Origin of the sequence: Azotosporobacter soli, from assembly GCF_030542965.1 — a bacterium.
GTDB classification, from domain to species: domain Bacteria; phylum Bacillota; class Negativicutes; order SG130; family SG130; genus Azotosporobacter; species Azotosporobacter soli.
In genome coordinates this window covers 65,341-88,546 of the sequence record NZ_JAUAOA010000013.1, presented here as the reverse complement: position 1 = coordinate 88,546, position 23,206 = coordinate 65,341, and the positions used below count along the sequence as shown (strand labels likewise).

The 23,206-nt window shown below is 54.1% G+C and carries 25 protein-coding genes; 3 read left to right on the top strand and 22 right to left on the bottom strand.

Annotation, left to right across the window (positions count from 1 at the left end; genetic code table 11):
• Positions 1–142 precede the first annotated feature (142 nt).
• The 15 genes from tnpA to QTL79_RS12115 form a co-directional block, all read right to left on the bottom strand.
• Positions 143–598, bottom strand: a complete 456-nt coding sequence (gene tnpA, locus QTL79_RS12185) for an IS200/IS605 family transposase (protein WP_346353623.1) — start codon at positions 596–598, stop codon at positions 143–145.
• Between the two features lie 194 nt (positions 599–792).
• Positions 793–1,224, bottom strand: a complete 432-nt coding sequence (gene atpC, locus QTL79_RS12180) for an ATP synthase F1 subunit epsilon (protein WP_346355241.1) — start codon at positions 1,222–1,224, stop codon at positions 793–795.
• Positions 1,225–1,227: 3 nt separating this feature from the next.
• The gene (atpD, locus tag QTL79_RS12175; RefSeq protein WP_346355240.1) at positions 1,228–2,643 is read right to left on the bottom strand and encodes a F0F1 ATP synthase subunit beta; all 1,416 of its coding nucleotides are present in this window, start codon (positions 2,641–2,643) and stop codon (positions 1,228–1,230) included.
• An 81-nt stretch (positions 2,644–2,724) separates the two neighbouring features.
• Positions 2,725–3,576, bottom strand: a complete 852-nt coding sequence (gene atpG, locus QTL79_RS12170; protein WP_346355239.1) for an ATP synthase F1 subunit gamma — start codon at positions 3,574–3,576, stop codon at positions 2,725–2,727.
• Positions 3,577–3,581: 5 nt separating this feature from the next.
• Positions 3,582–5,102, bottom strand: coding sequence for a F0F1 ATP synthase subunit alpha (gene atpA / locus QTL79_RS12165; protein ID WP_346355238.1), 1,521 nt, complete (start codon positions 5,100–5,102; stop codon positions 3,582–3,584).
• Positions 5,103–5,104: 2 nt separating this feature from the next.
• Positions 5,105–5,671: an ATP synthase F1 subunit delta gene (gene atpH / locus QTL79_RS12160; RefSeq protein ID WP_346355237.1), complete on the bottom strand. Its 567-nt coding sequence runs from the start codon at positions 5,669–5,671 to the stop codon at positions 5,105–5,107.
• Positions 5,665–6,168 (bottom strand): F0F1 ATP synthase subunit B, encoded by a 504-nt coding sequence (gene atpF, locus QTL79_RS12155; RefSeq protein ID WP_346355236.1) that lies wholly within the window; start codon positions 6,166–6,168, stop codon positions 5,665–5,667. Before atpF ends, atpH begins: the two co-directional genes overlap by 7 nt.
• Before the next feature lie 58 nt (positions 6,169–6,226).
• On the bottom strand, positions 6,227–6,478 hold the full coding sequence (atpE, locus tag QTL79_RS12150) for a F0F1 ATP synthase subunit C (RefSeq protein ID WP_346355235.1): 252 nt from the start codon (positions 6,476–6,478) through the stop codon (positions 6,227–6,229).
• 61 nt (positions 6,479–6,539) lie between these two features.
• Positions 6,540–7,235 (bottom strand): F0F1 ATP synthase subunit A, encoded by a 696-nt coding sequence (atpB, locus tag QTL79_RS12145; RefSeq protein ID WP_346355234.1) that lies wholly within the window; start codon positions 7,233–7,235, stop codon positions 6,540–6,542.
• A 46-nt stretch (positions 7,236–7,281) separates the two neighbouring features.
• On the bottom strand, positions 7,282–7,692 hold the full coding sequence (locus QTL79_RS12140) for an ATP synthase subunit I (protein WP_346355233.1): 411 nt from the start codon (positions 7,690–7,692) through the stop codon (positions 7,282–7,284).
• 56 nt (positions 7,693–7,748) lie between these two features.
• The gene (locus QTL79_RS12135; protein WP_346355232.1) at positions 7,749–7,973 is read right to left on the bottom strand and encodes an AtpZ/AtpI family protein; all 225 of its coding nucleotides are present in this window, start codon (positions 7,971–7,973) and stop codon (positions 7,749–7,751) included.
• A gap of 224 nt (positions 7,974–8,197) precedes the next feature.
• The gene (gene wecB / locus QTL79_RS12130; protein ID WP_346355231.1) at positions 8,198–9,361 is read right to left on the bottom strand and encodes a non-hydrolyzing UDP-N-acetylglucosamine 2-epimerase; all 1,164 of its coding nucleotides are present in this window, start codon (positions 9,359–9,361) and stop codon (positions 8,198–8,200) included.
• An 86-nt stretch (positions 9,362–9,447) separates the two neighbouring features.
• Complete coding sequence (locus tag QTL79_RS12125; RefSeq protein ID WP_346355230.1) at positions 9,448–10,467, bottom strand: glycosyltransferase family 4 protein; 1,020 nt, start codon at positions 10,465–10,467, stop codon at positions 9,448–9,450.
• Positions 10,468–10,546: 79 nt separating this feature from the next.
• Positions 10,547–11,188 (bottom strand): MazG-like family protein, encoded by a 642-nt coding sequence (locus QTL79_RS12120; RefSeq protein ID WP_346355229.1) that lies wholly within the window; start codon positions 11,186–11,188, stop codon positions 10,547–10,549.
• Between the two features lie 5 nt (positions 11,189–11,193).
• Positions 11,194–11,607 carry a deoxycytidylate deaminase gene (locus tag QTL79_RS12115; RefSeq protein WP_346355228.1) on the bottom strand — a complete coding sequence of 138 codons (414 nt, stop codon included), beginning with the start codon at positions 11,605–11,607 and terminating at the stop codon, positions 11,194–11,196.
• A gap of 178 nt (positions 11,608–11,785) precedes the next feature.
• Here QTL79_RS12115 and QTL79_RS12110 point away from each other — a divergent pair, with 178 nt between their 5' ends.
• From QTL79_RS12110 to QTL79_RS12100, 3 genes are all read left to right on the top strand, one after another.
• Positions 11,786–12,265 carry an Lrp/AsnC family transcriptional regulator gene (locus tag QTL79_RS12110; protein WP_346355227.1) on the top strand — a complete coding sequence of 160 codons (480 nt, stop codon included), beginning with the start codon at positions 11,786–11,788 and terminating at the stop codon, positions 12,263–12,265.
• Positions 12,262–13,428: an aminotransferase class I/II-fold pyridoxal phosphate-dependent enzyme gene (locus QTL79_RS12105; protein WP_346355226.1), complete on the top strand. Its 1,167-nt coding sequence runs from the start codon at positions 12,262–12,264 to the stop codon at positions 13,426–13,428. Before QTL79_RS12110 ends, QTL79_RS12105 begins: the two co-directional genes overlap by 4 nt.
• 221 nt (positions 13,429–13,649) lie before the next feature.
• The gene (locus QTL79_RS12100; protein WP_346355225.1) at positions 13,650–14,351 is read left to right on the top strand and encodes an HAD family hydrolase; all 702 of its coding nucleotides are present in this window, start codon (positions 13,650–13,652) and stop codon (positions 14,349–14,351) included.
• 120 nt (positions 14,352–14,471) lie between these two features.
• Here QTL79_RS12100 and QTL79_RS12095 read toward each other — a convergent pair whose 3' ends face one another.
• The 7 genes from QTL79_RS12095 to ilvC all read right to left on the bottom strand — a co-directional run bounded on the left by QTL79_RS12095 (position 14,472) and on the right by ilvC (position 23,191).
• The gene (locus tag QTL79_RS12095) at positions 14,472–16,148 is read right to left on the bottom strand and encodes a thiamine pyrophosphate-binding protein (RefSeq protein ID WP_346355224.1); all 1,677 of its coding nucleotides are present in this window, start codon (positions 16,146–16,148) and stop codon (positions 14,472–14,474) included.
• A 2-nt stretch (positions 16,149–16,150) separates the two neighbouring features.
• The gene (locus QTL79_RS12090; RefSeq protein WP_346355223.1) at positions 16,151–17,683 is read right to left on the bottom strand and encodes a thiamine pyrophosphate-binding protein; all 1,533 of its coding nucleotides are present in this window, start codon (positions 17,681–17,683) and stop codon (positions 16,151–16,153) included.
• A 116-nt stretch (positions 17,684–17,799) separates the two neighbouring features.
• Entirely contained in the window at positions 17,800–18,873 is a 1,074-nt protein-coding gene (gene leuB, locus QTL79_RS12085; protein WP_346355222.1) for a 3-isopropylmalate dehydrogenase, read from the bottom strand.
• The gene (leuD, locus tag QTL79_RS12080) at positions 18,870–19,364 is read right to left on the bottom strand and encodes a 3-isopropylmalate dehydratase small subunit (protein WP_346355221.1); all 495 of its coding nucleotides are present in this window, start codon (positions 19,362–19,364) and stop codon (positions 18,870–18,872) included. Before leuD ends, leuB begins: the two co-directional genes overlap by 4 nt.
• A 1-nt stretch (position 19,365) precedes the next feature.
• Positions 19,366–20,625, bottom strand: a complete 1,260-nt coding sequence (gene leuC / locus QTL79_RS12075) for a 3-isopropylmalate dehydratase large subunit (protein ID WP_346355220.1) — start codon at positions 20,623–20,625, stop codon at positions 19,366–19,368.
• A gap of 2 nt (positions 20,626–20,627) precedes the next feature.
• The gene (locus QTL79_RS12070; RefSeq protein WP_346355219.1) at positions 20,628–22,172 is read right to left on the bottom strand and encodes a 2-isopropylmalate synthase; all 1,545 of its coding nucleotides are present in this window, start codon (positions 22,170–22,172) and stop codon (positions 20,628–20,630) included.
• A 26-nt stretch (positions 22,173–22,198) separates the two neighbouring features.
• Positions 22,199–23,191, bottom strand: a complete 993-nt coding sequence (ilvC, locus tag QTL79_RS12065) for a ketol-acid reductoisomerase (RefSeq protein ID WP_346355218.1) — start codon at positions 23,189–23,191, stop codon at positions 22,199–22,201.
• Positions 23,192–23,206 lie beyond the last annotated feature (15 nt).

Genomic DNA, 23,206 nt, shown 5'->3' with positions numbered 1-23,206 from the left:
AATCAGAACCACCCGTCTAACGGGTGGTTTGCACTGAGGCTATAAGCCTCTATTACTAGCCGGCGTCTCAAGACGCTGGCTTTCACTTTGTTCAAGCCACTACGGTCTAATCACTTTTGCTATCCCTAAAGGGATGTTTGTACTACTTCACGTTACCCTTAAAAGGGTCATCGTACTCTCGTACATTCAGTTTATCTATTGCTTGATCATGTTTTTCTTGTTCTTGAATGTACTTCTTGATCGTCGCTTCATTTAGCCCTACTGTACTAACATAATATCCTTCTGCCCAAAAGTGCCTATTCCCATATTTGTATTTCAAATTACCATGCTGTTCAAATATCATTAGCGCACTTTTTCCTTTTAGATACCCCATAAATGCAGAAACACTGAATTTTGGCGGTATCGATACTAACATATGCACATGATCGATCATTAGATGACCTTCTATGATTTTTACGTCCTTATAACTGCATAGCCTTCGTAATATTTCTCCTATGCTTTCACGATATTGACCATAGATTATTTTCCGTCTAAACTTCGGCGTAAATACTATGTGGTACTTGCACTGCCATTTTGTATGTGCTAAACTTTGTCCCATAAAACTCACCAGTCCTTTCTTTGTATAGTGGCCTGAACACCCTCTATTATAAGAAAGTGGTGAGTTTTTGTATAACAGTTGTCATCCACCCGCATAGCGGGTGGTTTTCTGTTTCGCTTCGCTCAACTGACTAAAGTCATAAGAAAATAGGCTGTCACAAAATAATCTTATTTTGTGACAGCCTATTCTTCTTATTAACGTCTGCGTTGCTGGTAGAACTCATACACCTTCAAGCGGACAATCGCGCGTTTCAGCGCGATTTCAGCGCGCAGTTCGTCGGTGACGGTATCTGCGGCTACGACATCGCCTTTCAAGCGACGCTGCGCCCGTTCTTTGGCGGCTTCCGCCCGGGCAACGTCGATCTCTTCAACCAATTCTACGGTTCCGCCCAGTATCGTGATCTTATCAGGCTGGACTTCGATGAAGCCGCCCATCAGCGACAGCTGCGTTTCCCCTTCTTCTTCCATGATGCGAAGCGGCCAAATGCCAAGGGTCCCCACCAATGGAGCATGCCCCGGCAGAATGCCGACATCACCAGCAGTGGTCCGGGCAATGACCATATTGACCTCCTTGGAGAAGGCCACCTTTTCCGGTGTAACCACATCCAAGCGAATCTTCTTGGCCATAGGTTATTCCCCTTTCATTCGACGGGCTGCCTCCACGACTTCATCAATGGTTCCCACCATATAGAAGGCGGCTTCCGGCAGGTCGTCATGCTTGCCACTGATAATTTCCTTAAAGCCGCGAATCGTTTCCTTCAGCGGCACATATTTGCCCGGCGTGCCGGTAAACGGTTCGGCCACGAAGAACGGCTGGCTCAGGAAACGTTGAATCTTGCGCGCCCGCGATACGCTGAGCTTATCATCATCCGACAGCTCTTCCATACCGAGGATCGCAATGATATCCTGCAGTTCCTTGTAACGCTGCAGCACTTCCTGCACGCCGCGCGCCACTTGGTAATGCTCGTCGCCGATGACGTGCGGGTCCATGATCCGCGACGTCGAATCCAGCGGATCAACCGCCGGATAGATGCCCAGTTCGGCGATCTGACGCGACAATACGGTCGTCGCATCGAGATGCGCAAACGTTGCGGCCGGAGCCGGGTCGGTCAAGTCATCCGCCGGCACATAAACGGCCTGTACGGACGTGATCGAACCTTTTTTCGTCGAAGTGATCCGCTCCTGCAGCGCACCGACGTCGGTACCCAGCGTCGGCTGATAGCCAACCGCTGAAGGCATACGACCCAAGAGCGCCGATACTTCCGAACCGGCTTGGATGAAACGGAAGATGTTATCGACAAAGAGCAGGACGTCCTGACCGCCGACATCACGGAAATATTCGGCCATCGTCAAACCGGTCAAAGCAACGCGCATACGCGCGCCAGGCGGTTCGTTCATTTGGCCGTATACCAGCGCCGTCTTCTCGATAACGCCGGACTCGCGCATTTCCATCCAGAGGTCGTTGCCTTCGCGCGTCCGTTCGCCAACCCCGGCAAAGACGGAATAGCCGCCGTGTTCGGTCGCAATGTTGCGGATCAGTTCCATGATCAAAACCGTCTTACCAACGCCTGCGCCGCCAAACAGGCCGATCTTGCCGCCGCGCGCATACGGCGCGATCAGGTCGACGACCTTGATCCCTGTTTCCAGGATCTGCGTTGACGTTTCCTGTTCTTCAAAACTTGGCGCCGGACGATGGATCGGCCAATGATCATCCGCCGTAAATGCAGCCGGATTATTGTCCACCACGTTGCCGAGTACGTTGAACACGCGTCCCAATGTGCCTTTGCCTACCGGAACCTTGATTGGCGAGCCGGTATCAACCGCTTCCATGCCCCGGGTCAGACCATCGGTCGAGGACATCGCTACGCAGCGGACAGCGCTGTCGCCCAGATGCTGCATGACTTCCACCACCAAGTGGATATCGACATCGCCGCTTTTGCCGGCAATGGTCAGTGCGTTATAAATCGACGGCAGCTGCTCTGGAGGAAACTCCACATCGACTACCGGACCGATAACTTGAATAACTCTACCTCGATTGTTTTCCATGGGGTTAACCCCTCCTCGTTGTCTTGCGCGGGCTCTTTGAGCCCCACCTGCGTTGTTGTTGCTGCGGCCTCTTGCCCCAGCTTACTTCAAGGCCTCCGCACCGCCGACGATCTCAGAAATCTCCCGTGTGATCGTAGCTTGACGAACCTTGTTATAGTTCAGCACCAATTTAGCAATCAATTCTTCGGCGTTGTCGGTGGCCGAGCCCATCGCGGTCATCCGCGCGCCCAGTTCACTGGCCGCCGACTGCAGCAAGCCGCCGTAAATCACGCTTTCCAGATACTTCGGCAACAACTGCCCGAGCACATCCACCGCACTCGGTTCATAAATATATTCCCGGTGCTCCTGTTCGCCTTCCGGCTGCGCGAGCGGCAACAATTTGACGGTCGTCGGCTTTTGCGTAATCGGCGAATAAAATTGCGTATAGGCCAAATAGACTTCATCATAGTCGCCCCGAACAAAACCTTCGGCCACTTCTTTAGCCAAGGCAATCGCATGCTGGTAAGTCGGTTTTTCCGAAAAGCCGGTAAATTCGACCGCCACGTCATAATCGCGACGTTTGAAATAATCGCGCGATTTACGACCTACGGTGATCAGTGGACAGTCCGCCTTATCCCGACCGACCATATGCGCTACAACCTCTTTCATTAAGTTCGAGGAATAAGCGCCGGCCAAGCCCTTATCGGCGCTCAGCACCAAATACGCCGTCCGATTGACTTTCCTTACGGCCAGAAGCGGATGCTCCGCATCACCGCAAGCGCCGGCCACGCTGGCCAGCACTTCCTGCATCTTCTCGGTATACGGCTTGCTCGCCGCCGCCCGTTCCTGAGCCCGACGCAGACGCGCTGCCGCTACCATTTTCATCGCCTTCGTGATCTGTTCTATATTCTTGACGCTTTTGATGCGTCGCCGAATGTCGCTTACACTGGGCATCTACATCACCTCGTCCCTTGGCTAGCAAACGTATCCTTAAATTCCTGAATTGCCTTCTTCAGCACCGCTTCGCTCTCGGCATCAAGCACCTTCCGCTCGCGAATTCCTTTGCTGATTTCGGCATAATTGGTATGCATGAATTTCAGGAAATCGGCTTCGAAGCGAATGACCGCATCCATCGGAACATCATCCAAGTGGCCATTGACCGCCATATAAATGACCATGACCTGCTCTTCGACCACCATCGGACGGTATTGCGACTGTTTCAACACTTCCATCGTCCGCTGACCGCGGTCAAGCTGCGCTTTGGTCGACTTGTCCAAGTCGGAACCGAATTGCGCAAAAGCCGCCAGCTCGCGATACTGCGCCAAATCGAGACGCAAACGTCCGGCAACTTGTTTCATCGCCTTGATCTGCGCTGAACCGCCGACGCGCGATACCGAAATCCCCGGATTGATCGCAGGACGGATGCCCGAATAAAACAGCTCGCTTTCCAGGAAGATCTGACCGTCGGTAATCGAAATTACGTTGGTCGGGATATAGGCGGATACGTCGCCGGCCAGTGTCTCAATGATCGGCAATGCGGTAATTGAACCGCCGCCCAGTTCCTTGGACAGTTTGGCCGCACGCTCGAGCAAGCGGGAATGCAAATAGAAAACGTCGCCGGGATACGCTTCGCGGCCTGGCGGCCGACGCAGCAGCAGCGACATCGCACGATATGCGACCGCATGTTTCGATAAGTCGTCATAGACGCAGAGCGCATGTTCACCTTTGCGCATAAAATACTCCGCCATCGATACGCCGGCATAAGGCGCCAAATACTGCAGCGGCGCAGAGTCGGAAGCCGAAGCCACGACAATGATCGAATAGGCGAGCGCGCCTTTTTCCTCAAGCGTTTTTACAACGCGCGCAACGGTCGAAGCCTTTTGTCCGATCGCCACATAAATGCAAATGACGTCCTGACCTTTCTGGTTGATGATCGTATCGACCGCAATCGCCGTCTTGCCGGTACCGCGGTCGCCAATGATCAATTCACGCTGGCCGCGGCCGATCGGCACCATCGAGTCGATCGCTTTCAGGCCGGTTTGCAGCGGCTCTTTTACCGACTGACGGTCCGCAATGCCCGGAGCTGGACTTTCCACCGGACGGAATTCCGTCGTATTAATCGGTCCTTTGCCGTCAATCGGCTGACCGAGTGCATTGACGACGCGGCCAATCATCGCTTCGCCGACCGGAACCTGCATGATGCGTCCGGTCCGGCGTACCGTGTCGCCTTCTTTGATCAAGGTTTCGCCGCCGAGCAGCACCGCTCCGACGTTGTCTTCTTCGAGATTCAATACCATGCCGAAAACTTCATGCGGAAATTCCAAGAGTTCACCGGCCATCGCTTTTTCCAGACCGTGGATGCGGGCGATGCCGTCCCCCACTTCAATGACCGTGCCGATGTCGTCGACGCTCAAGTCCACCTGATAATTTTCGATCTGTTGTTTTATAATCGCCGTAATTTCTTCAGGCCTCATTTTCATAGTCAGTCTGTCACCTCAATCCTTGTCGCTTCACTCTTGAGGAGGGCGCTGCGCATAGACGACAATTGCCGCACCACGCTGCCGTCGATAAGCTTATCGCCCATCTGCACCACTACCCCGCCCAGGATGCTTTGATCCACCCGGGTCTTTAGCACCACTTTGCGGCTGACGGCCTGTCCCAATTTGGCGGCCAATGCTTCAGCCTGGGCTTCCGTCAGCGGAACGGCGGTAACAACTTGTGCTTCCACGATGCCGCGCGCCGTATTAGCCAGCTTGGTGTATTCCTGCAGAATGCCCGGCAACGCCGTTTCTCTGCGTTTATCCACCAACAGCAAAAGAAAGTTAAGCACAAACAATTGTACTTCGTTGGCAAAAATTTGCCGCAGCGTATCTTTCTTGGCCTGCGGCAGCACGCGCGGATGATAGATCAGCGTCCCCAAATCCTTGTGCTGCCGGAGCGTTTCCGCCACGATCTCAAGCTCTTGCTGCACCTGGCCCAGCATGTCCCGCTCTGCCGCCAGCTCAAACAATGCTTGGGCGTACTTCACGGCCAACTGGTTGCTTAGCATGGCAGTCCCCCTACTTTCTTGTCATCCAGCTGACGGATAAAATCATCCACCAGTTTGGCATTGCTTTCCGCATCCAAATTGTGTTGAATAATCTTGGCCGCTGCCGCCAGTGACAGATTGACCATGTCTGCCTTCATTTGATCCATGACCTTGTCGCGTTGACGATCGCTCTCTTCCTGCGCCGCCTTAATCAAACGCGTACTTTCTTCGCGCGCGGCGGCCAGAATTTCGTCCTTGGTCTGCTCCGCAAGCTGCGCAGCTTTGTCGACGATTGATTGGGCGCGCGCCCGAGCGTCGTCAAGCTGTTTCAAATAATCCTGACGCAGTGTTTCGGCTTCCTGGCGTTCCCGTTCGGCAGCCGCAATATTACCGGCAATCTTCTCTTGCCGTTCCGCCAAGATCTTTAAGAGCGGCTTATAGGCAAACTTTGTCAATAAAGCCACTAAGATCAAAAAGTTTATAATCTGCGCGACCAGCGTCGCGTTCAGTTCAATCACTCAGGGCACCTCCTTTTCCGGCGCACAAAGAGGGGCCGTTGCCCCTCAGCTGCACTCCTTACTTGAGCAACGGATTGGCGTACAGCAGTACGATCGCAATAACCGTGGCAATAATCGGCACAGACTCGATCAAGCCAACAGAAATCAGCATTTGTACCAGCAGCGTACCTTTCGCTTCCGGTTGACGTGCAACGCCTTCAACGAATTTAGAAGTGACGACACCGTCGCCGATCCCTGCGCCGACCGCGCCCAATCCGATTGCCAAACCAGCCCCGACCATAGCTCCTGCCACCATAATTGCATGTTCCATAAATTTCATCCTCCTTTAAAATCATTGACCATTAAGCAAACAAAGAACGGTTTTTTTCCGTTCAGTCGTGATGCGCATCCTGAATTGAATTCGCCAGATAGGACATCGACAGCATCGTAAAGATGAATGCCTGAACCGCGCCGACGAAAACGCTAAAAGCAAGCCAGACGACATTTGGAATCGGAATCCACATTGGTACCAGAATTCCCAAAATAATAATGAGAATTTCACCCGCCAGAATATTGCCGAATAGCCGGAATGACAACGTAATCGGTTTGGCAAATTCTTCGATGATGTTGATGATCACGAACGGGATAAACGGTTCGAAGAAATGTTTTACATAGCGAACCGGCCCCTTGTTAATGATGCCCAAAATATGCACCAGTCCGATGACCATCAGCGCCAAGCCAAGCGTCGTATTCAAGTCGTTGGTCGGCGATGCCAAACCGGGCACTAAGCCCTGCCAGTTGCCGATCAAGAGAAACAGGAACAGCGTGATAATCAGCGGCGCCAATTTGCGTCCCCTTGGGCCCATCGCGCCATCCATTTGTTCAAGCAGCGCTTCGACCACCATTTCCAATAGATTCTGCCAGCCTTTTGGCGCCAACGACAGTCTGCGCGTAGCGGCAAACGCCAGCAGCAACACCAATGCCATCGTCAGCCACGTCATCATCAGCGTATCCATATGGAACGTGAATCCGCCGAGTTGGGCCAGCTTATGCGCCCCTATCTCATGGCCTCCTCCACCGTGTTCCACTACTAACCCCTCCTTTCTTGCCAAGATACAAACATTATGCTCACAATTATTGTCTCAGCCATGCTCGTAGCGCCGCCAAGACGGCATTCATCACCATCACGCCCTGCAGCAAAAGCAGGCCGGCCACCGCCGCCCAAAAATCAAGCCACGGCGCCTTTACCGACAACAAAAGCATTAGCAACACCAATACCAACCGGACGACCCAACCAGCCCTCATATAACCGACTGCTTTAGCAGTCGGCATCTCTGCGCTGCGACAAATACGCAAACTCAGCATGAGATAATATGCGCCGCCGGTGACGATGCCCAGGAGAAACCCATAAAGTTTAGCCGCTTGTCCGCTTTGATAAATGCCGACCGCGATGCATCCGCCCCAGAGAATCAATTGCAGCAACGTCCGTCTTACTTCTTGCCAATAGTTTTTCGTCATAAAAATAAAAACAGACCGAACAACCAAACAACCCTTGCTCCCCTCAAAGCCTTGCTGCGTTTGCCATTCCTGCCTGCTATCCTTCACGTTCCCTTCGTTATTTTTTTATACATTGACCAAAGCCCGGCCAGCATGCCCAGTATGATGCCGCTAACCGTTCCCCACGGAGTCACGTCCCAAGCACGGTCGGCCCAACGTCCTAACCAAACACCGACGATCAACGTGGAGATCATCGTAAACCCGATCGCCGATGCGGTTGCCAATGCCCCGCCTACCGTCTCCTGTTTGCCGGACTTGTTTTTGTCCATACCTTCTTCTCTCCCTAGGCTGCTTTTCTTGCGCCCAGCGTTGCCACATGGCCGATACGCACATTGTGACTTTTACAACATTCTACAACTGTATTTCAAATCCCTCTTCCTATTCGCATGAATACAGGATGTTTTTTTACTTTCTACGCGTTTTAAAAACTTTCTTTATGCAAAAAACAAAGAACCGGAAGACAGCGTCTCCCGGTAAAATCTATTTGTCTATTTTATCCCTTCACAGTAAACGGTTGCGCACCTTCTTCTGCCAAACCATAATGGTGCAAAATGGCCTGCACGATGCGTTTCGATGCCAATCCGTCGCCGTACGGATTACTCGAAGCCGACATACGGTGATACTCCGCCGCATCGTCAAGTAAACGACGGGTTTCTCCGTATACGACGTCGCGTTCCGTGCCAATCAACTTTACCGTGCCGGCTGCGATCGCTTCCGGACGTTCCGTGGTGTTGCGCAGCACCAATACCGGTTTACCGAGCGACGGCGCTTCCTCTTGAATGCCGCCGGAATCGGTCAGAATCAGATAGGAGCGCGCAAGCAAATTGGTAAACGGCTGGTATTCGAGCGGATCGATCAAATGCACGCGTTCCAAACCGCCAAGTTCCGCTTCCACGACTTCCCGTACCTTCGGATTGCGATGCACCGGAAAGACGATTTCCACGTCGCTGAATTCGGCGACGATATCTCTTAACGCCTGGTAGACATGGCGCATCGGCTCGCCAAGATTTTCGCGCCGGTGCGTCGTCACCAGCACGACGCGTTTTGCTTTATAATCAATGTTCGCCAAGAGCGGATCGGCAAAAACGTAATCTTGCCGTACCGTCGCCAGTAGCGCGTCGATCACCGTATTGCCGGTAACGATCACGCCCTGCTCTGGAATCGCTTCAGTCAGAAGGTTGGCTCGCGCCGTATCAGTCGGGGCAAAGTGTAGGTCTGCCAATGAACCTGTCAGCTTCCGGTTCATTTCTTCCGGATACGGCGAATATTTATCGCCGGTGCGTAGCCCCGCTTCGACATGCCCAACGTCAATTTGGTGATAATAAGCAGCTAAGGCGCCGGCAAACGTCGTCGTCGTATCGCCGTGCACCAGCACGATATCCGGTTTCTCTTCCGCCAAGACCGTATTCAAGCCTTGCATCGCACGACTCGTCACTTCAAACAAAGTTTGTCCTTGCGCCATGATATCAAGGTCATGATCCGGCACGATGCCGAACAAATCCAGTACCTGGTCAAGCATTTCACGGTGTTGCGCCGTAACGGCGACCACCGGCGTTATCTCTTCGGGATGCTGCTGCAATTCCAAAACAAGCGGCGCCATTTTTATCGCCTCTGGCCGCGTACCAAACACCGTCATTACTTTGATTTTTTTCTTCATCTTCCCGACCACCTCATTCTTATTCTAGCAAAAACAAGCGTTTAAAAAAGGCCGGCAGATTATTGCCAGCCTTTTCAATGATTTTTCTACTCGGACGCCTCAATCTTCAACACGCCGATCTTACGAGCGCCGACAAAGGCCAATCCTAGAATTCCGACGATGATAATAATGCCGGATATCTTATTCACTTCCGTCAATGCGATTGCACTTAACCCCAAGCAACCGCTGATCACATACATCAGTAAGACCGCCTGTTTTTGCGTCAGTCCCATATCCAAGAGGCGATGATGCAAATGACCGCGATCCGGTTTAAAAATCGGCTGGCCGCTCAGATAACGGCGCACAATGGCAAAGGCCGTATCCATAATCGGCAGCCCGAGTGCGACAATCGGAACGATTAACGCAATCGTCGCCGCGCTCTTCACGGTTCCCATGACTGACACCGCCGCCAGCATGTAACCGAGGAACATGCTGCCTGTGTCGCCCATAAAGATTTTAGCAGGATTGAAATTATGCTGTAAAAAGCCCAGTGAACTGCCGGCAATCGCAGCGGTCAGGATAGCCACCGTCCAAAAATTCTGTTGCAGTGCGACCAAGAGGATCGTAACCGCGGCAATCGTTGATACGCCGGCAGCCAAGCCGTCAAGGCCATCAATCAGATTGACGGTGTTGGTCAAACCGACCACCCAGAGGATCGTCAACGGAATCGACCAATATTCAACATATAGCATCTCACCGAACGGATTCGTGATCCACTCGATGCGGATATCAAAAAACACCAGCACGCCTGCGGCGGCAATCTGCCCAAGCAGCTTCACCTTCGCCGGCAGCGGCTTGAGATCATCTAAAATTCCCAGCGCCAAAATAGCCGTTCCGCCGACCAATATGCCCAGCACATCGCGCGTCACCTGCATGCACAGCAGCACCGCAACGACGAACGCAACATAGATGGCCAACCCGCCCATGCGCGGAATCGGTTTTTTATGAACCTTACGGGCATCCGGAGCATCCAAAGCGCCCGCCCGTATCGCCAGGTTCTTCACCTGTGGAGTCAAGAAATAGGCTACCACCAGAGCCGTAAAAAAGGCCACAAGATAGGTCTGCATCAGCGTTTCGCACCTCGTTTTCCAAATACCGTTATTTGAACGTAAATCAAAGTAATTGTACATCCAGCCGTGCCGCTTGTCAACTGCAATACCCTTTGCGACGCAGTTTGGCGACATGTTCTTTGACAATCGTTTCCATCGGCATTTGATACCGTTCCGCCAGGATATACATCATCGTAAAACAGCATTGCGCGACGTCCAAAAGTTCGCAGCAGCAGCCTTCCAAAACTTCCGCCTGCTGCAGTTTCGCAGTTTCACCGGAAGCGCCCGCCTTTTTCCCTAAGTATTGGCTTAATTCGCCAACTTCTTCTTGAATCTTACAGACCGTGGTTAAGAGCGTCACGTCCGGCAATGCAAGACGCGGCAACTGCAAAAACTTATAGTCCCCATCCGTTGCAACGCGGTAGGAGAGCGCGGCGTCGAACACATAGCCTTTGCAGGTCAGTTTATCGAGATGCTGCTGCACCAAATGATCAACCGTCATCTGCTGCGCCTCTTCCACGACAAACAGCATCGTCACGCAAGTCTGCGCCACATCAAGCAATTCATCGGCGACGTCACGCAAATAAGCACTGCCTTCGCCGCGGCCAGCGCTTTCGTACGGCAAAAAAGTCAGCACCGCGCGCGCCAGTTCTCCGGCCTCTTCCATAATTTTGAGCAGCGTAGAATCAAGCGACGGCGTCAGTCGGTTCAAACGCGGCAGTTGAATGGCCTGCAACATGTTCATCATCCTCTCGCGATATGCAGCACTTCAATCTCCTTGGCCATATCGAGCCAGTCGGTGTGCGGATGATAATGCCGTCCGTACACGACCCGCTTGATGCCCGATGTAATAATCAGTTTCTGGCATTCCGGACACGGCCGGTCCGTACAATAGAGCGTTGCGTCCTGACGCTCTTCCGGCGTGCATTCCAAAAGCGCGTTCGGTTCGGCGTGAATGCAGCGCACGCAGTGGCCGTCGACCATCAGGCAGCCTTCATCGATGCAATGCGGCAGCCCGGCCGGACTGCCGTTATATCCGGTTCCCTTGATGCGCCGGTTCTTCACGATCACCGCGCCGACTTCACGACGCAGACAGGTGCTGCGTCCGGCCACCTGAAAAGCAATATCCAAAAAATAGTCATCCCATTCTTTTCTCACGTTCTTCCCCTGCCTATCGTGAATTTGGCTCTTTCATCTCTTTAGTATACCATGGCAAAATTATTTTATCCTGCCTCTTTGGCAGGATATTTTACATTCTTGGTCAAATATTCTTTAGAATGTCTTTTGCCTGTTTTTTGACACTTTGTGTATTCAACGAAGGGAGTTTTGTATTATTATGAAGGAACTTTTGGAATTATTGGAACGAAACCATTGCCAGACGGTGGAACAACTGGCGGTGATGCTGGATATCCCTATGGCGGAAGTCACGGCGCTAATCCAGCGTCTGGAGGCGGAAAAAGTCATTGTCAAATACCAGACCATCGTAGACTGGGAAAAAGCGGGCATCGACAAAGTCACCGCGATGATCGAAGTCCGCCTGACGCCGCAGCGCGAAGTCGGCTTCGACTTGATTGCCGAACGCATCTACCGTTATCCTGAGGTGCGCAGCGTTTACTTGATGTCCGGTAGCTACGATTTGTCGGTCGCCGTTGAAGGCGCTACATTAAAGGAAGTGGCCGATTTTGTCGCGACAAAGTTGGCCACGATTGACGGCGTCGTAGCCACTACGACGCATTTTATGCTGAAAAAATATAAGGAAGCGGGCGTCATCCTTGACGACAAGGAAGATCCCGAACGATTGGCGGTGTCGCCATGAATTGGAGCAACCGTATTTCGCCTTCGGTACAGGCCATCCCGCCTTCCGGCATCCGCCGCTTTTTCGATATCGTCGCCGAAATGAAAGGCGTCATTTCGCTCGGCGTCGGCGAACCGGATTTCGTCACGCCCTGGCACATTCGGGAAAGCTGCATTTACAGTTTGCACCGCGGCTACACGTCCTATACGTCCAATTTCGGCCTGCTCGAACTGCGCGAGGAAATCGCACGCGTGACGCAGGAAGAGTGTGCGGTCAAATATGATCCTCGCCAGGAAATTCTCGTCACCGTCGGCGTCAGCGAGGCGCTCGATCTCGCGATGCGCGCGCTGCTCTCACCGGGCGACGAAGTTTTGATTCCTGAACCCTGCTACGTCTCTTACAAGGCCTGCGTATCACTGGCTGGCGGCGTAGCGGTGCCGGTCGCGACGAACGTCGCCAATCAGTTCCGCGTCACGGCCGCTCAACTGGAAGAAAAAATCACGCCGCGCACGAAGGTATTGATCATCGGTTATCCGAACAATCCGACCGGTGCGGTGATGTCGCGCCAGGATCTGCAAGCGATTGCCGATTTCGCCGTGCGCCACGATTTGATCGTCATTTCCGATGAAATTTACGCCAAACTGACTTACGAAGGCGAACACACCTGTTTTTCCAGTTTGCCGGGCATGAAAGACCGGACGATCCTGCTGAACGGTTTTTCCAAAGCGTATGCGATGACAGGCTGGCGGATCGGCTATGCGCTGGCCAATCCCGATTTTATCGCCGCGATGAACAAAATTCATCAGTACACGATGCTCTGCACGCCGATCACCGCGCAGATGGCGGCGATCGAAGCGTTGCGGCGCGGCGAAAAAGACGTCCAGTCGATGCTGACGCAGTACAACCAGCGCCGCCGTCTGATTCTGAACGGTTTTCGCGAGATGGGGCTCTCCTGCTTTGAGCCGAAAGGCGCCTTCTACCTCTTCCCTTCAATTCAGGAAACCGGACTCAGTTCGATGGATTTTGCCGAAGGCCTCTTAAAAACGGAAAAAGTCGCGCTCGTTCCCGGCACAGCGTTCGGCGATTGCGGCGAAGGCTTCGTACGCTGTTCCTATGCCACCTCACCCGCCAACATCGCCGAAGCGATCGAACGCATCGGCCGCTTTGTGAAAGGCTATCTATAAGAAAAATGCTGTAGCAGTCTCCTAAATAACGACTGGGTTTTAACACGAAGAAGGGAAGAAATGCAAAGATAGGAAGACGTTACTTTTATTTTTCCTTTTTCCCTTCTTCCTTGTCTTCGTGTTAAAACTCCCGCTTCATTCTCTCCCCCTATCCGCAGAAGCGTTTCTGGTTTATAATGCAAGATAGGGTTTGTTTCATAAAACAAGGAGGCATTTCCATTATGCTGTTTCTTTTCTGGGATATCGACGGTACACTGTTGCGCACGGATCGCGCCAGCCTGCATGCTTTTCAGCACTTATTGAAAAACCAATATAATAAAGACGTCAATCTGGATAAGATTCAAACCGCCGGCATGACCGACTGCCATATTGCCGGACAGTTATTAGAGCTGGTCTTTGACCGCCCGGCCACGCCGGAAGAGGTTCAAACGCTGCTGCTTCGCTATGAGGCCATTTTGCCCAAGCATCTCGCCCAGCGTCAAGGCAGGATTCTGCCGCACGTCAAAGAAAATCTGATGACGCTCTACCGCCTGCCGGATGCGAAACAAATGCTCCTGACCGGCAATACCGCCGCCGGAGCACGCGCCAAATTGGCGCACTACGGCCTTGACCATTATTTCAACTTTTCCACCAGCGTGTTCGGCGATGATTGCACCGATCGTACCTGCATCGCGCAGGCGGCGCAGCGCGGCATCGAACGTTACTACGCCAGTCATTTGACCGACAGCCATTTTGTCGTCATCGGCGACACGCCGAATGATATCGCCTGCGGCAAAGCGATCGGCGCGATCACCGTCGCGGTCGCTACCGGCCGTTTCACATTAGAACAGCTCGAAGAACACGAGGCCGACTGGCTGCTCGCGGAATTGCCCAGCCCTGCCGAATTCGAAACTGGCCTGCGCGAACTGGTGGCGAAGCGTTAACAAAAAGAAACTCGCATGAAAATGCGAGTTTCTTTTTGTTTAGGCCAATGGCAGGACGTTTTTGGGGGTTGGCTTCTAGCTTGTAGCTTTAAGCTTCGAGCCATAAGCCCTTCTGCCTTTTCATTCCACTTCCACATACGTATCGAGCGGTGAGTTAGGCGCCAGCATCGGCGTCACCAGATCGCTGGTAGGAATGCGCGCCACAATGACGCGCGGTTCTTTCGCCTGCCAGGCTTCCTGCCAGGCCGCTTCAAATTCTTCCGGCGTTTCGACCACCTGTGCGCGCACGCCATAGGCGGCGGTCAGACATTCCCAGTCCGGCGCCAACGGCGCCAGCGAAGCCGAATAGCGTTCCCGGTAAAACAGCTGCTGCCATTGACGAACCATGCCGAGGCAGCTGTTGTCGATAACGAGCGACAAGACCGGCAGTTTTTGCCGCTGCAGCGAATAGAGTTCACTGCAAGTCATGCGGAATCCCCCATCGCCGGCGATATGCACGACCCGGCGATCGCGCCGCGCCGCCTGCGCTCCCATGGCCGCCGGCAGGCCGAACCCCATCGTGCCGAGACCACCCGACGTTACCCACTGGCGCGGACTTTCAATCTGCAGATGCTGCGCCGCCCACATCTGGTTCTGCCCGACATCGGTGACAAACGTACATTCCTGTCCTTTGGTCAGCGTTCCGATTCTCTGCATGATCCAAGGCGCATTCAAGCGTTCGCCGTCATATTTTTCTTGATATTCACTGCGCCAAAGCGCCAATTCAGTTTGCCACTCCTTCCATTTCCCCGGCACGAGACATTCCTGCAAATGAAGCAGACTTTGCTCAATGCCGCCGACAACGGCAACATGCGCAAAGACATTCTTATCGACTTCCGCCGGATCGACATCCAAATGAATGACATGCTTGCCTTCGCCGTAACGAAAGCGATCGCCCGTAACCCGGTCGCTAAAGCGGCTGCCAACGACAATCAGCACATCCGCTTCACAGACCGCCCGGTTTGCCAAGAGACTGCCGTGCATGCCGCTAAAACCGAGACAGTATTCGTTTTCCGGCGCCATCACGCCGATGCCCATCAGTGTGGTCGCGACCGGAATGCCTTTTGTTTCAGCCAGTCTGCGCACCGACAACATCGCGCCCTTTGCTGTGGCGCCGCCGCCGGCAAGCAGCAACGGACGTTTGCAGTTTTGGATGATGCTCACGGCTTCATCGAGCGCAGCCGCCGTCTGACGCCCCAGTGACGCGGTCTCAGGCGACGCCTTTTTCCCAAACGATTCCGGCAGTACAATAGAACTTTGCACATCCTGCGGCAGATCGACCAGAATCGGTCCCGGCCGACCGCTTTGCGCCAGCTTCAGCGCGAACGGAATCACTTCGGTCAGATACGCGCCATTTTTCACAAGAAAGTTATGTTTAGTAATCGGCATGCTCATGTTGCTGATATCGACGCTGGCCAAGCAATCGCCGGCCAGACAGTCGTTCGCCACTTGTCCGACCAATAGCAAAAGCGGCACCGAGTCAAGCATCGCGGTAGCAAGACCAGTAATCGTACCAGCTGCCCCCGCGCCGCTGCCGACGATTGCTACGCCCAATTCACCGGTAGTCCGCGCATACCCGTCTGCCGCATGCAGCGCGCCCTGCTCACTGACCGCTTCACAGAGCGGTAAACCCTGTACGCGGCAGGCCTCCAACAGCAGGTCCACATGCGCTCCCGGACAACTGAAGATTTGGCGTACGCCGTTTTCTTTTAACACGGCTGCGATGAAAAGAGCGCCGCTCATGACCTGTTTTTCCATCTTCACCCGCCTCCTCTTCCCTGCAAGAGCAGCATTTGCGGCGCTTTATTTTTCCAGGCCGCTTCCCAGGCATCGATCAGCTCCTGTCTGGTCTTCGCCTGCTGTCCGTTCATACCATACGCTTGCGCCATTTGCAAAAACGCGCTCGCATCCTCTTCTTCCGTCAGAACCACGCTTAAGACCGGCAAGCCCTGCGCCGCCAGCGTGTATAATTCGTTGCCGCTGCGCAGCAGCCCTTCCAAACCGCAAAACGCGATGACCGTCCGCTCCGGCGCTGCCAATTGAGCGCCAAGCGCCGCAGGCAGCGCATAACCGCGACAGCCAAGTCCGCCGGGAAACAAAAGCGTCTGCTCTGTCGACGACAGGCCGTGAAATGCCTCTTTATGCCAGCCTTCCGGTTCAAGGGCAATCACGCCGACCGCTTCCGATTGCAAACGCCGACCGAGCCAAGCAAACAGCCAAGCCCAATCCAGCGGCTCATCCTCCAGCGACAGCAACGCTTCCGCCTCGCGTGCCGCAAAACAAAGTTCGCGTCTGCCTTCCGGCAAGCGCTGCGTTAACGCCGGAATCAACAGCCGCAAATCACCGGCCAGCGCAAGAGCCGCAGGCAAACGCCGTTCCAGTTCCGCCGGATCGATATCCAGATGCAGGATCGCCGCATTCAGCGGCAAAGCATCCTTACTTATCGTCTGTTCACTAAAACGACAGCCCAACGCCAAAATCAGATCGGCTTCTTTTAGCGCCGCATTTGCGGCCGTATTGCCGCTAACTCCGACAATGCCGAGCGCCAGATGATGTCCATCCGGCAAAACTCCGGCCCCCATTAACGTAGTCACGAGCGGCAAATCGTTCTTCTCCGCCATTTGGCGACAAGACGTCTGCGCTTTTGCCGTCAGCACGCCGCCGCCGGATAAAATCAGCGGACGCTTCGCCGCCATGAGCAACGCGGCCGCCTGATCGAGAAGACGCTCCTGGCTGCCCGTCAAACTGCGTTCCTGCCCTTTTTCAAGCGCTTTCGGCGCTTCATAGTCAACGGACGCCGTTTGGATATCACGCGGCACGTCGACCAGCACTGGCCCCGGACGTCCACTGGCTGCAACCTGCATTGCCAGGCGAAGCGTCTCTACCAATTTTTCCGGGCGCTTAACCTGGACGCTGTATTTGGTTACCGACAGCGTAATGCCAATGATGTCCACTTCCTGAAACGCATCCCGTCCGATCAGACCGACCGGCACCTGTCCGGTGATCGCGACGAGCGGTACCGAATCAAGATACGCTGCGGCCAGTCCTGTCGTCAAATTGGTCGCCCCCGGCCCCGACGTCGCGATACATACGCCGACCCGTCCGCTGGCTCTGGCATATCCGTCTGCACTGTGAATCGCGCCCTGCTCATGAGCAGCGGTCACATGGCGGATCCCACTGTCATATAGTGCATCATAAAAAGGCAGGATCGTACCGCCGGGATACCCGAACAACGTATCGACGCCTTGTTCCTTGAGACATTCCGCCATCGCCTGCGCGCCAGACATCTTCATACCATCACCTCCTGTTTAAGCTACGAGTTTTTTAAACCGCAAAGGCGCAAAGGACACTGCTTCTCCCTTAGTGACCTTTGTGCCTTTGTAGTAAAATCGTCTAATCTGCTTTTTCGCTAAGCTAAATTTTCCAATACTCTAGACGTCATTTCTTCGGTCGAGACTTTTGTCGTACCCGGCTGGCATAGGTCTGCGGTACGATAACCCTGAGCCAGAGTTTTGTCGACGGCGGCTTCAATCAGCTCCGCTCCCGCAGCGCAATCAAGCGAATAGCGCAGCAGCAACGCGGCCGAGAGAATCGTGCCGAGCGGATTAGCAATGCCTTGCCCCGCAATATCCGGCGCCGAACCATGAATCGGTTCATAGAGGCTCGTGCCCTCACCAATACTCGCCGACGGCAGCATACCGATCGAGCCGGTCAATACGGCCGCTTCATCGCTCAAAATATCGCCGAATAAATTGCTGGTCACGATCACGTCAAACTGACGCGGCTTCAATATCAATTGCATCGCACAGTTATCGACATACAAATGGCTTAACGCCACATCCGGATACGCTGCGCTAACCTTTTCAGCGGTTTTGCGCCACAGACGCGAAGAAGCCAATACATTCGCCTTGTCAACCGACGTAACCGACTGACGCCTCAACTGCGCAGCTTCGCAGGCCAATTTAACAATCCTGGCCACTTCCGGCTCCTGGTAAATTTCAAGGTCAGAAGCTTGCAGCACTCCATCGACCAGCGTCGCTTCCTGCTTCGGACCGAAATAAATCCCGCCGACCAATTCGCGCACAATCAAAAGATCAAGGCCGTCTATCGCCTGCCGCTTAAGCGGCGACGCATCGGCCAGCGCCGCAGGAACGCGAATCGGTCGCAGGTTGGCATACAGTTTCAACGCCTTGCGCAAGCCGAGAATGGCCTGTTCCGGGCGCAAGTTTGCTTCCACGTTGTCCCATTTCGGCCCGCCTACCGCGCCGAGCAAAACCGCGTCGGCAGCCATCGCCGCCGCAACCGTTTCAGTCGGCAAAGGCTCGCCTACCGCGTCGATTGCCGCACCACCCGCATCACGCCACTGGTAGTTCAGTTGCAAACCAAGCTTGGCAGCAACGGCGTCAAGCACCCTGACTGCGGCTGCCGTTATCTCGCGCCCGATTCCGTCGCCGGGTATGACCACAATCGTATGTTGCTTCATGCCCCGGCCCCCTGTTTCACATATTCGATCAGGCCACCGGCTTGCGCAATTTCCTGGATAAAACCGGGCAGCGGCTGAACAGTAAATTTCTGACCTGTTGTTTTGTTCAGCAATACACCCTGCGCCAGATCGATGCTGATTTCGTGTCCCGCCTGAATCATCGCCACCTGATCGCCCAGTTCAACCAACGGCAAACCGATGTTGATGGCATTGCGGTAAAAAATCCGCGCAAAACTGGCCGCTACAACGCAAGATATGCCGCTGGCTTTGATCGCAACCGGTGCATGCTCGCGCGACGATCCGCAACCGAAATTGCGATCTGCGACGATGATATCGCCCTTTTTTACGCCGGCGGCAAAGGACGCATCAATGTCTTCCATGCAGCGCTTGGCCAACTCTTTCGGATCGGCCGTATTCAAGTAACGGGCCGGTATGATGACGTCGGTATCGACATTATCGCCGTAACGCCAGACCTTTCCTTGGCAAATCATATCAGCACACCTCCCACGGACCGCTGATGCGGCCGGTTATCGCACTGGCCGCGGCCACAACCGGTCCGGCCAAATAGACTTCACTATCCACGTGTCCCATGCGGCCGCGGAAGTTTCGGTTGGTCGTCGCAACAGCCCGTTCGCCGGCCGCCAATATCCCCATGTGTCCGCCCAGACAAGGGCCGCAGGTCGGCGTGCTCACAACCGCTCCTGCATTGATAAACGTTTCGACGTAACCGCGTTTCATTGCCTCCAGATATACAGCCTGTGTGCCGGGAATAACGATCGCCCGGACATCGGGATGAACCTTCTTACCTTCAAACACCTTGGCCGCCTGCGCCAAGTCTTCAATTCGCCCATTCGTACAGGAACCGATGATGACCTGATCGATTGCAATCGCGCCCACTTCACGCACCGGTTTGACGTTTTCCGGCAAATGCGGCAAGGCGACAACCGGTTGCAGCGTCGACAGGTCGATCCGGACCGTTCGTTCATAAATAGCATCCGGATCGGCGGCGACTTCCTGGTATTCCTTGACGACCCGTCCGGCCAAAAAGTCGTGCGTGATATCATCGACCGGGAAAATCCCGTTCTTCGCCCCTGCCTCGATCGCCATATTGGCAATCGTCAAGCGATCGGCAATCGACAAGGCAGCGACGCCTGCGCCGCAAAATTCGAGCGACTGATAACGCGCGCCATCTACGCCAATCTGACCAATCAGCGTCAAGATCACATCCTTGCCGCTGACCCACTGCGGTAACGAACCGCTTAGTTCAACCTTCAAACTCGACGGTACCTTGAACCAGGTTTCGCCGGTCGCCATCGCCGCAGCCATGTCGGTCGAACCAACGCCGCTGGCAAATGCCCCCAATGCGCCATAGGTGCAGGTGTGCGAGTCCGCGCCGATAATAACTTCACCGGGCGCCACCAACCCCTGTTCCGGCAAGAGGACATGTTCAATGCCCATCCGCCCGACTTCAAAATAGTTTGTGATCGCATGCTGTTTGGCAAACTGGCGCACCGTCTTCGCCTGCTCCGCCGATTTGATGTCCTTATTCGGCGTAAAATGATCCGGCACCAACACGATTTTATCCTTATCAAACACCGGACGGCCGATCCTCTCAAACTCGCGGATTGCCGGCGGCGCCGTAATGTCATTGCCGAGTACCAAATCGACTTTGCATTTAATCAGCTGCCCCGGAACCACCTTATCCAAACCGGCATGGCGGGCAAAAATCTTTTCCGTCATTGTCATTGCCATCTTCATACCCCCTCTGCCGCTTGTTGTGTTTCCGGATATCCGTGCGTCGCCAGACGCTTGTTGATCGCGGCGACAAATGCACGCGCACTGGCCTCGATGACGTCGGTGCTAAGCCCCCGGCCCAGGAATACTTCCCCGCCCGCTTCGATCCAGACCGCCGCTTCGCCCAGCGCATCTTCGCCGGCCGTAACCGCTTTTAACTGATAATCCTTGAGTTCCACGCCAAAACCGACCGCTTTTTCAATCGCCTTGAACATTGCATCGACCGGACCGTCGCCGCAACTGGCCTGCTCTACTTCGCCATTGCTGGTTTCGAGTCGAACCGTCGCGGTCGCAGTGCTTTGACTGCCGCTGACCACCTGATGATAGACTAGGCGATACCATTCCGGCCTTACCTGGGGCTTGTCCGCCACCAACGCTTCAATATCACGGTCGAAGACAACCTTCTTGCGATCCGCCAGATCCTTGAACTTGGCAAAGAGTAAGTTTATCGTCTCACTCTCAAGATTATAGTCCATTTGCTTCAGACGCTCTTCAAACGCATGCCGGCCCGAATGCTTGCCGAGTACGATCGAATTGCGGCTGACGCCGATCACTTCCGGCGAAATGATTTCATACGTAAGCGCATTGTTCAATACGCCATGCTGATGAATGCCCGATTCATGCGCGAACGCGTTGTCGCCGACCACCGCTTTGTTGGCCTGCACCGCGATGCCGGTCAGCGTACTGACCAGACGCGAGGCGCGATAAATCTGCTTCGTGTCAATATTGGTAACCGCTTTGTAATAATCCTTGCGCGTATAAAACGCCATGATCAATTCTTCCAGCGCAGCGTTGCCGGCCCGTTCCCCGAGTCCGTTGATCGTACATTCCAGTTGCGTGGCTCCGTTTTCCATCGCCGCCAACGTGTTGGCTACCGCCAGTCCCAGGTCATTATGGCAGTGCACGCTGATATCGACGCCATCGATGCCGGGCACATTTTCCTTCAGATGTCGGATCAATGCGCCAAACTCAGCTGGCGTCGTATAGCCGACCGTATCCGGCACATTAAGCACCGTTGCGCCTGCTGCAATCGCCCGTCCGTACACTTGGCAAAGAAATGCCCAGTCGGAACGCGAAGCATCTTCCGCGGAAAACTCGACATCGTCGGTGAAGGTCTTGGCAAAACGCACCGCCTCTTCCGCCGTCTCCAGTACCTGCTGGCGCGACATTTTTAGTTTGTATTCCATATGGATGTCGCTTGTTGCAATAAAAGTGTGGATTCGTTTTCGTTCGGCTTTCGCCAGCGCCTGAGCGGCCGTTTCGATATCCTTTTTCCCCGCCCGCGCCAGACCGGCGATCACCGGTCCTTTGATTTGAGCGGCGATCTGGCTTACTCCTTCAAAATCACCTTTGGAGGCGATGGGAAAGCCGGCTTCTATAACATCCACCCGTAGGCGGGCTAGACTCCGAGCGATTTCTAGTTTTTCAGCCATATCGAGACATACGCCGGGCGTCTGTTCACCATCCCGCAGCGTGGTGTCGAAGATTTTAATCCGTCGTTCCATGTCGTCACCTCCGGTATCTTTTCCGTTTACTTCTTAATCCAACTCATCATTGAGCGAAGTTCTTTGCCGACCGTTTCGATCTGATGCTGCGCTTCACGTCGCCGTGTGGCGCTAAATTCCGGACGGTTTGCCTGATTTTCCAAGATCCAGTTCTTCGCAAATACGCCGGTCTGAATCTCGCTCAGTACCTTTTTCATTTCCGCTTTCGTTTGATCGGTGACAATACGGTTACCGATCATATAATCGCCGTACTCGGCCGTATCGCTGATCGAATAGCGCATCGCAGCCAAACCGCCTTCATACATCAGGTCAACGATCAGTTTCAATTCATGCAGACACTCAAAATAAGCAACCTCCGGTTGATAGCCGGCCTCAACTAATGTTTCAAAGCCAGCCTTAACAAGCGCGCTGGCGCCGCCGCACAGTACAGCCTGTTCGCCGAAGAGATCGGTTTCAGTCTCTTCCTGGAACGTAGTGGTCAGAACGCCCGCGCGCGCGCCGCCGACGCCCCACGCATAGGCCAACGCCAGATCCGCCGTTTTGCCGCTATGGTCCTGATATACCGCCATCAGACAAGGTACGCCTTTGCCTTCCGTATAGACGCGACGGACAAGATGTCCCGGCCCCTTCGGCGCCACCATGAACACGTCGACATTTTCCGGCGGCGTGATTTGGTTAAAATGAATATTAAAACCGTGTGCAAAGGCGAGTGCGGAACCCGCTTTCAAATTCGGCGCAATTTCTTCCTTATATACTTTGCTTTGCCGTTCATCCGGAATCAGGATCATCGTAATATCCGCTTCTTTTACCGCATCAGCGACGCTCGCCACTTTCAGACCTTCCGCCTGCGCTTTCGCAGCCGATTTGCTCCCTGCATACAGACCGACCACCACATTTACACCGCTATCTTTCAGGTTCAGCGCATGGGCATGTCCCTGGCTGCCGTAACCGATAATAGCTACTTTTTTCCCTTTGATCATTTCCTGTTTTGCATCTTGTTCATAATACATCTTGCTCATTGTTATTCGCTCCTC

Coding starts and splice junctions, on each gene's coding strand:
- atpA (WP_346355238.1), bottom strand. CDS start 5,102: ATGAAAATGAGGCCTGAAGAAATTACGGCGATTATAAAACAACAGATC.
- atpE (WP_346355235.1), bottom strand. CDS start 6,478: ATGGAACATGCAATTATGGTGGCAGGAGCTATGGTCGGGGCTGGTTTG.
- tnpA (WP_346353623.1), bottom strand. CDS start 598: ATGGGACAAAGTTTAGCACATACAAAATGGCAGTGCAAGTACCACATA.
- QTL79_RS12070 (WP_346355219.1), bottom strand. CDS start 22,172: ATGGAACGACGGATTAAAATCTTCGACACCACGCTGCGGGATGGTGAA.
- ilvC (WP_346355218.1), bottom strand. CDS start 23,191: ATGAGCAAGATGTATTATGAACAAGATGCAAAACAGGAAATGATCAAA.
- QTL79_RS12095 (WP_346355224.1), bottom strand. CDS start 16,148: ATGGAAAAACAGGTCATGAGCGGCGCTCTTTTCATCGCAGCCGTGTTA.
- QTL79_RS12100 (WP_346355225.1), top strand. CDS start 13,650: ATGCTGTTTCTTTTCTGGGATATCGACGGTACACTGTTGCGCACGGAT.
- leuC (WP_346355220.1), bottom strand. CDS start 20,625: ATGGCAATGACAATGACGGAAAAGATTTTTGCCCGCCATGCCGGTTTG.
- QTL79_RS12105 (WP_346355226.1), top strand. CDS start 12,262: ATGAATTGGAGCAACCGTATTTCGCCTTCGGTACAGGCCATCCCGCCT.
- atpD (WP_346355240.1), bottom strand. CDS start 2,643: ATGGAAAACAATCGAGGTAGAGTTATTCAAGTTATCGGTCCGGTAGTC.
- wecB (WP_346355231.1), bottom strand. CDS start 9,361: ATGAAGAAAAAAATCAAAGTAATGACGGTGTTTGGTACGCGGCCAGAG.
- leuB (WP_346355222.1), bottom strand. CDS start 18,873: ATGAAGCAACATACGATTGTGGTCATACCCGGCGACGGAATCGGGCGC.
- atpG (WP_346355239.1), bottom strand. CDS start 3,576: ATGCCCAGTGTAAGCGACATTCGGCGACGCATCAAAAGCGTCAAGAAT.
- QTL79_RS12110 (WP_346355227.1), top strand. CDS start 11,786: ATGAAGGAACTTTTGGAATTATTGGAACGAAACCATTGCCAGACGGTG.
- atpH (WP_346355237.1), bottom strand. CDS start 5,671: ATGCTAAGCAACCAGTTGGCCGTGAAGTACGCCCAAGCATTGTTTGAG.
- QTL79_RS12090 (WP_346355223.1), bottom strand. CDS start 17,683: ATGAAGATGTCTGGCGCGCAGGCGATGGCGGAATGTCTCAAGGAACAA.
- QTL79_RS12125 (WP_346355230.1), bottom strand. CDS start 10,467: ATGCAGACCTATCTTGTGGCCTTTTTTACGGCTCTGGTGGTAGCCTAT.
- leuD (WP_346355221.1), bottom strand. CDS start 19,364: ATGATTTGCCAAGGAAAGGTCTGGCGTTACGGCGATAATGTCGATACC.
- atpC (WP_346355241.1), bottom strand. CDS start 1,224: ATGGCCAAGAAGATTCGCTTGGATGTGGTTACACCGGAAAAGGTGGCC.
- QTL79_RS12135 (WP_346355232.1), bottom strand. CDS start 7,973: ATGGACAAAAACAAGTCCGGCAAACAGGAGACGGTAGGCGGGGCATTG.
- QTL79_RS12120 (WP_346355229.1), bottom strand. CDS start 11,188: ATGTTGCAGGCCATTCAACTGCCGCGTTTGAACCGACTGACGCCGTCG.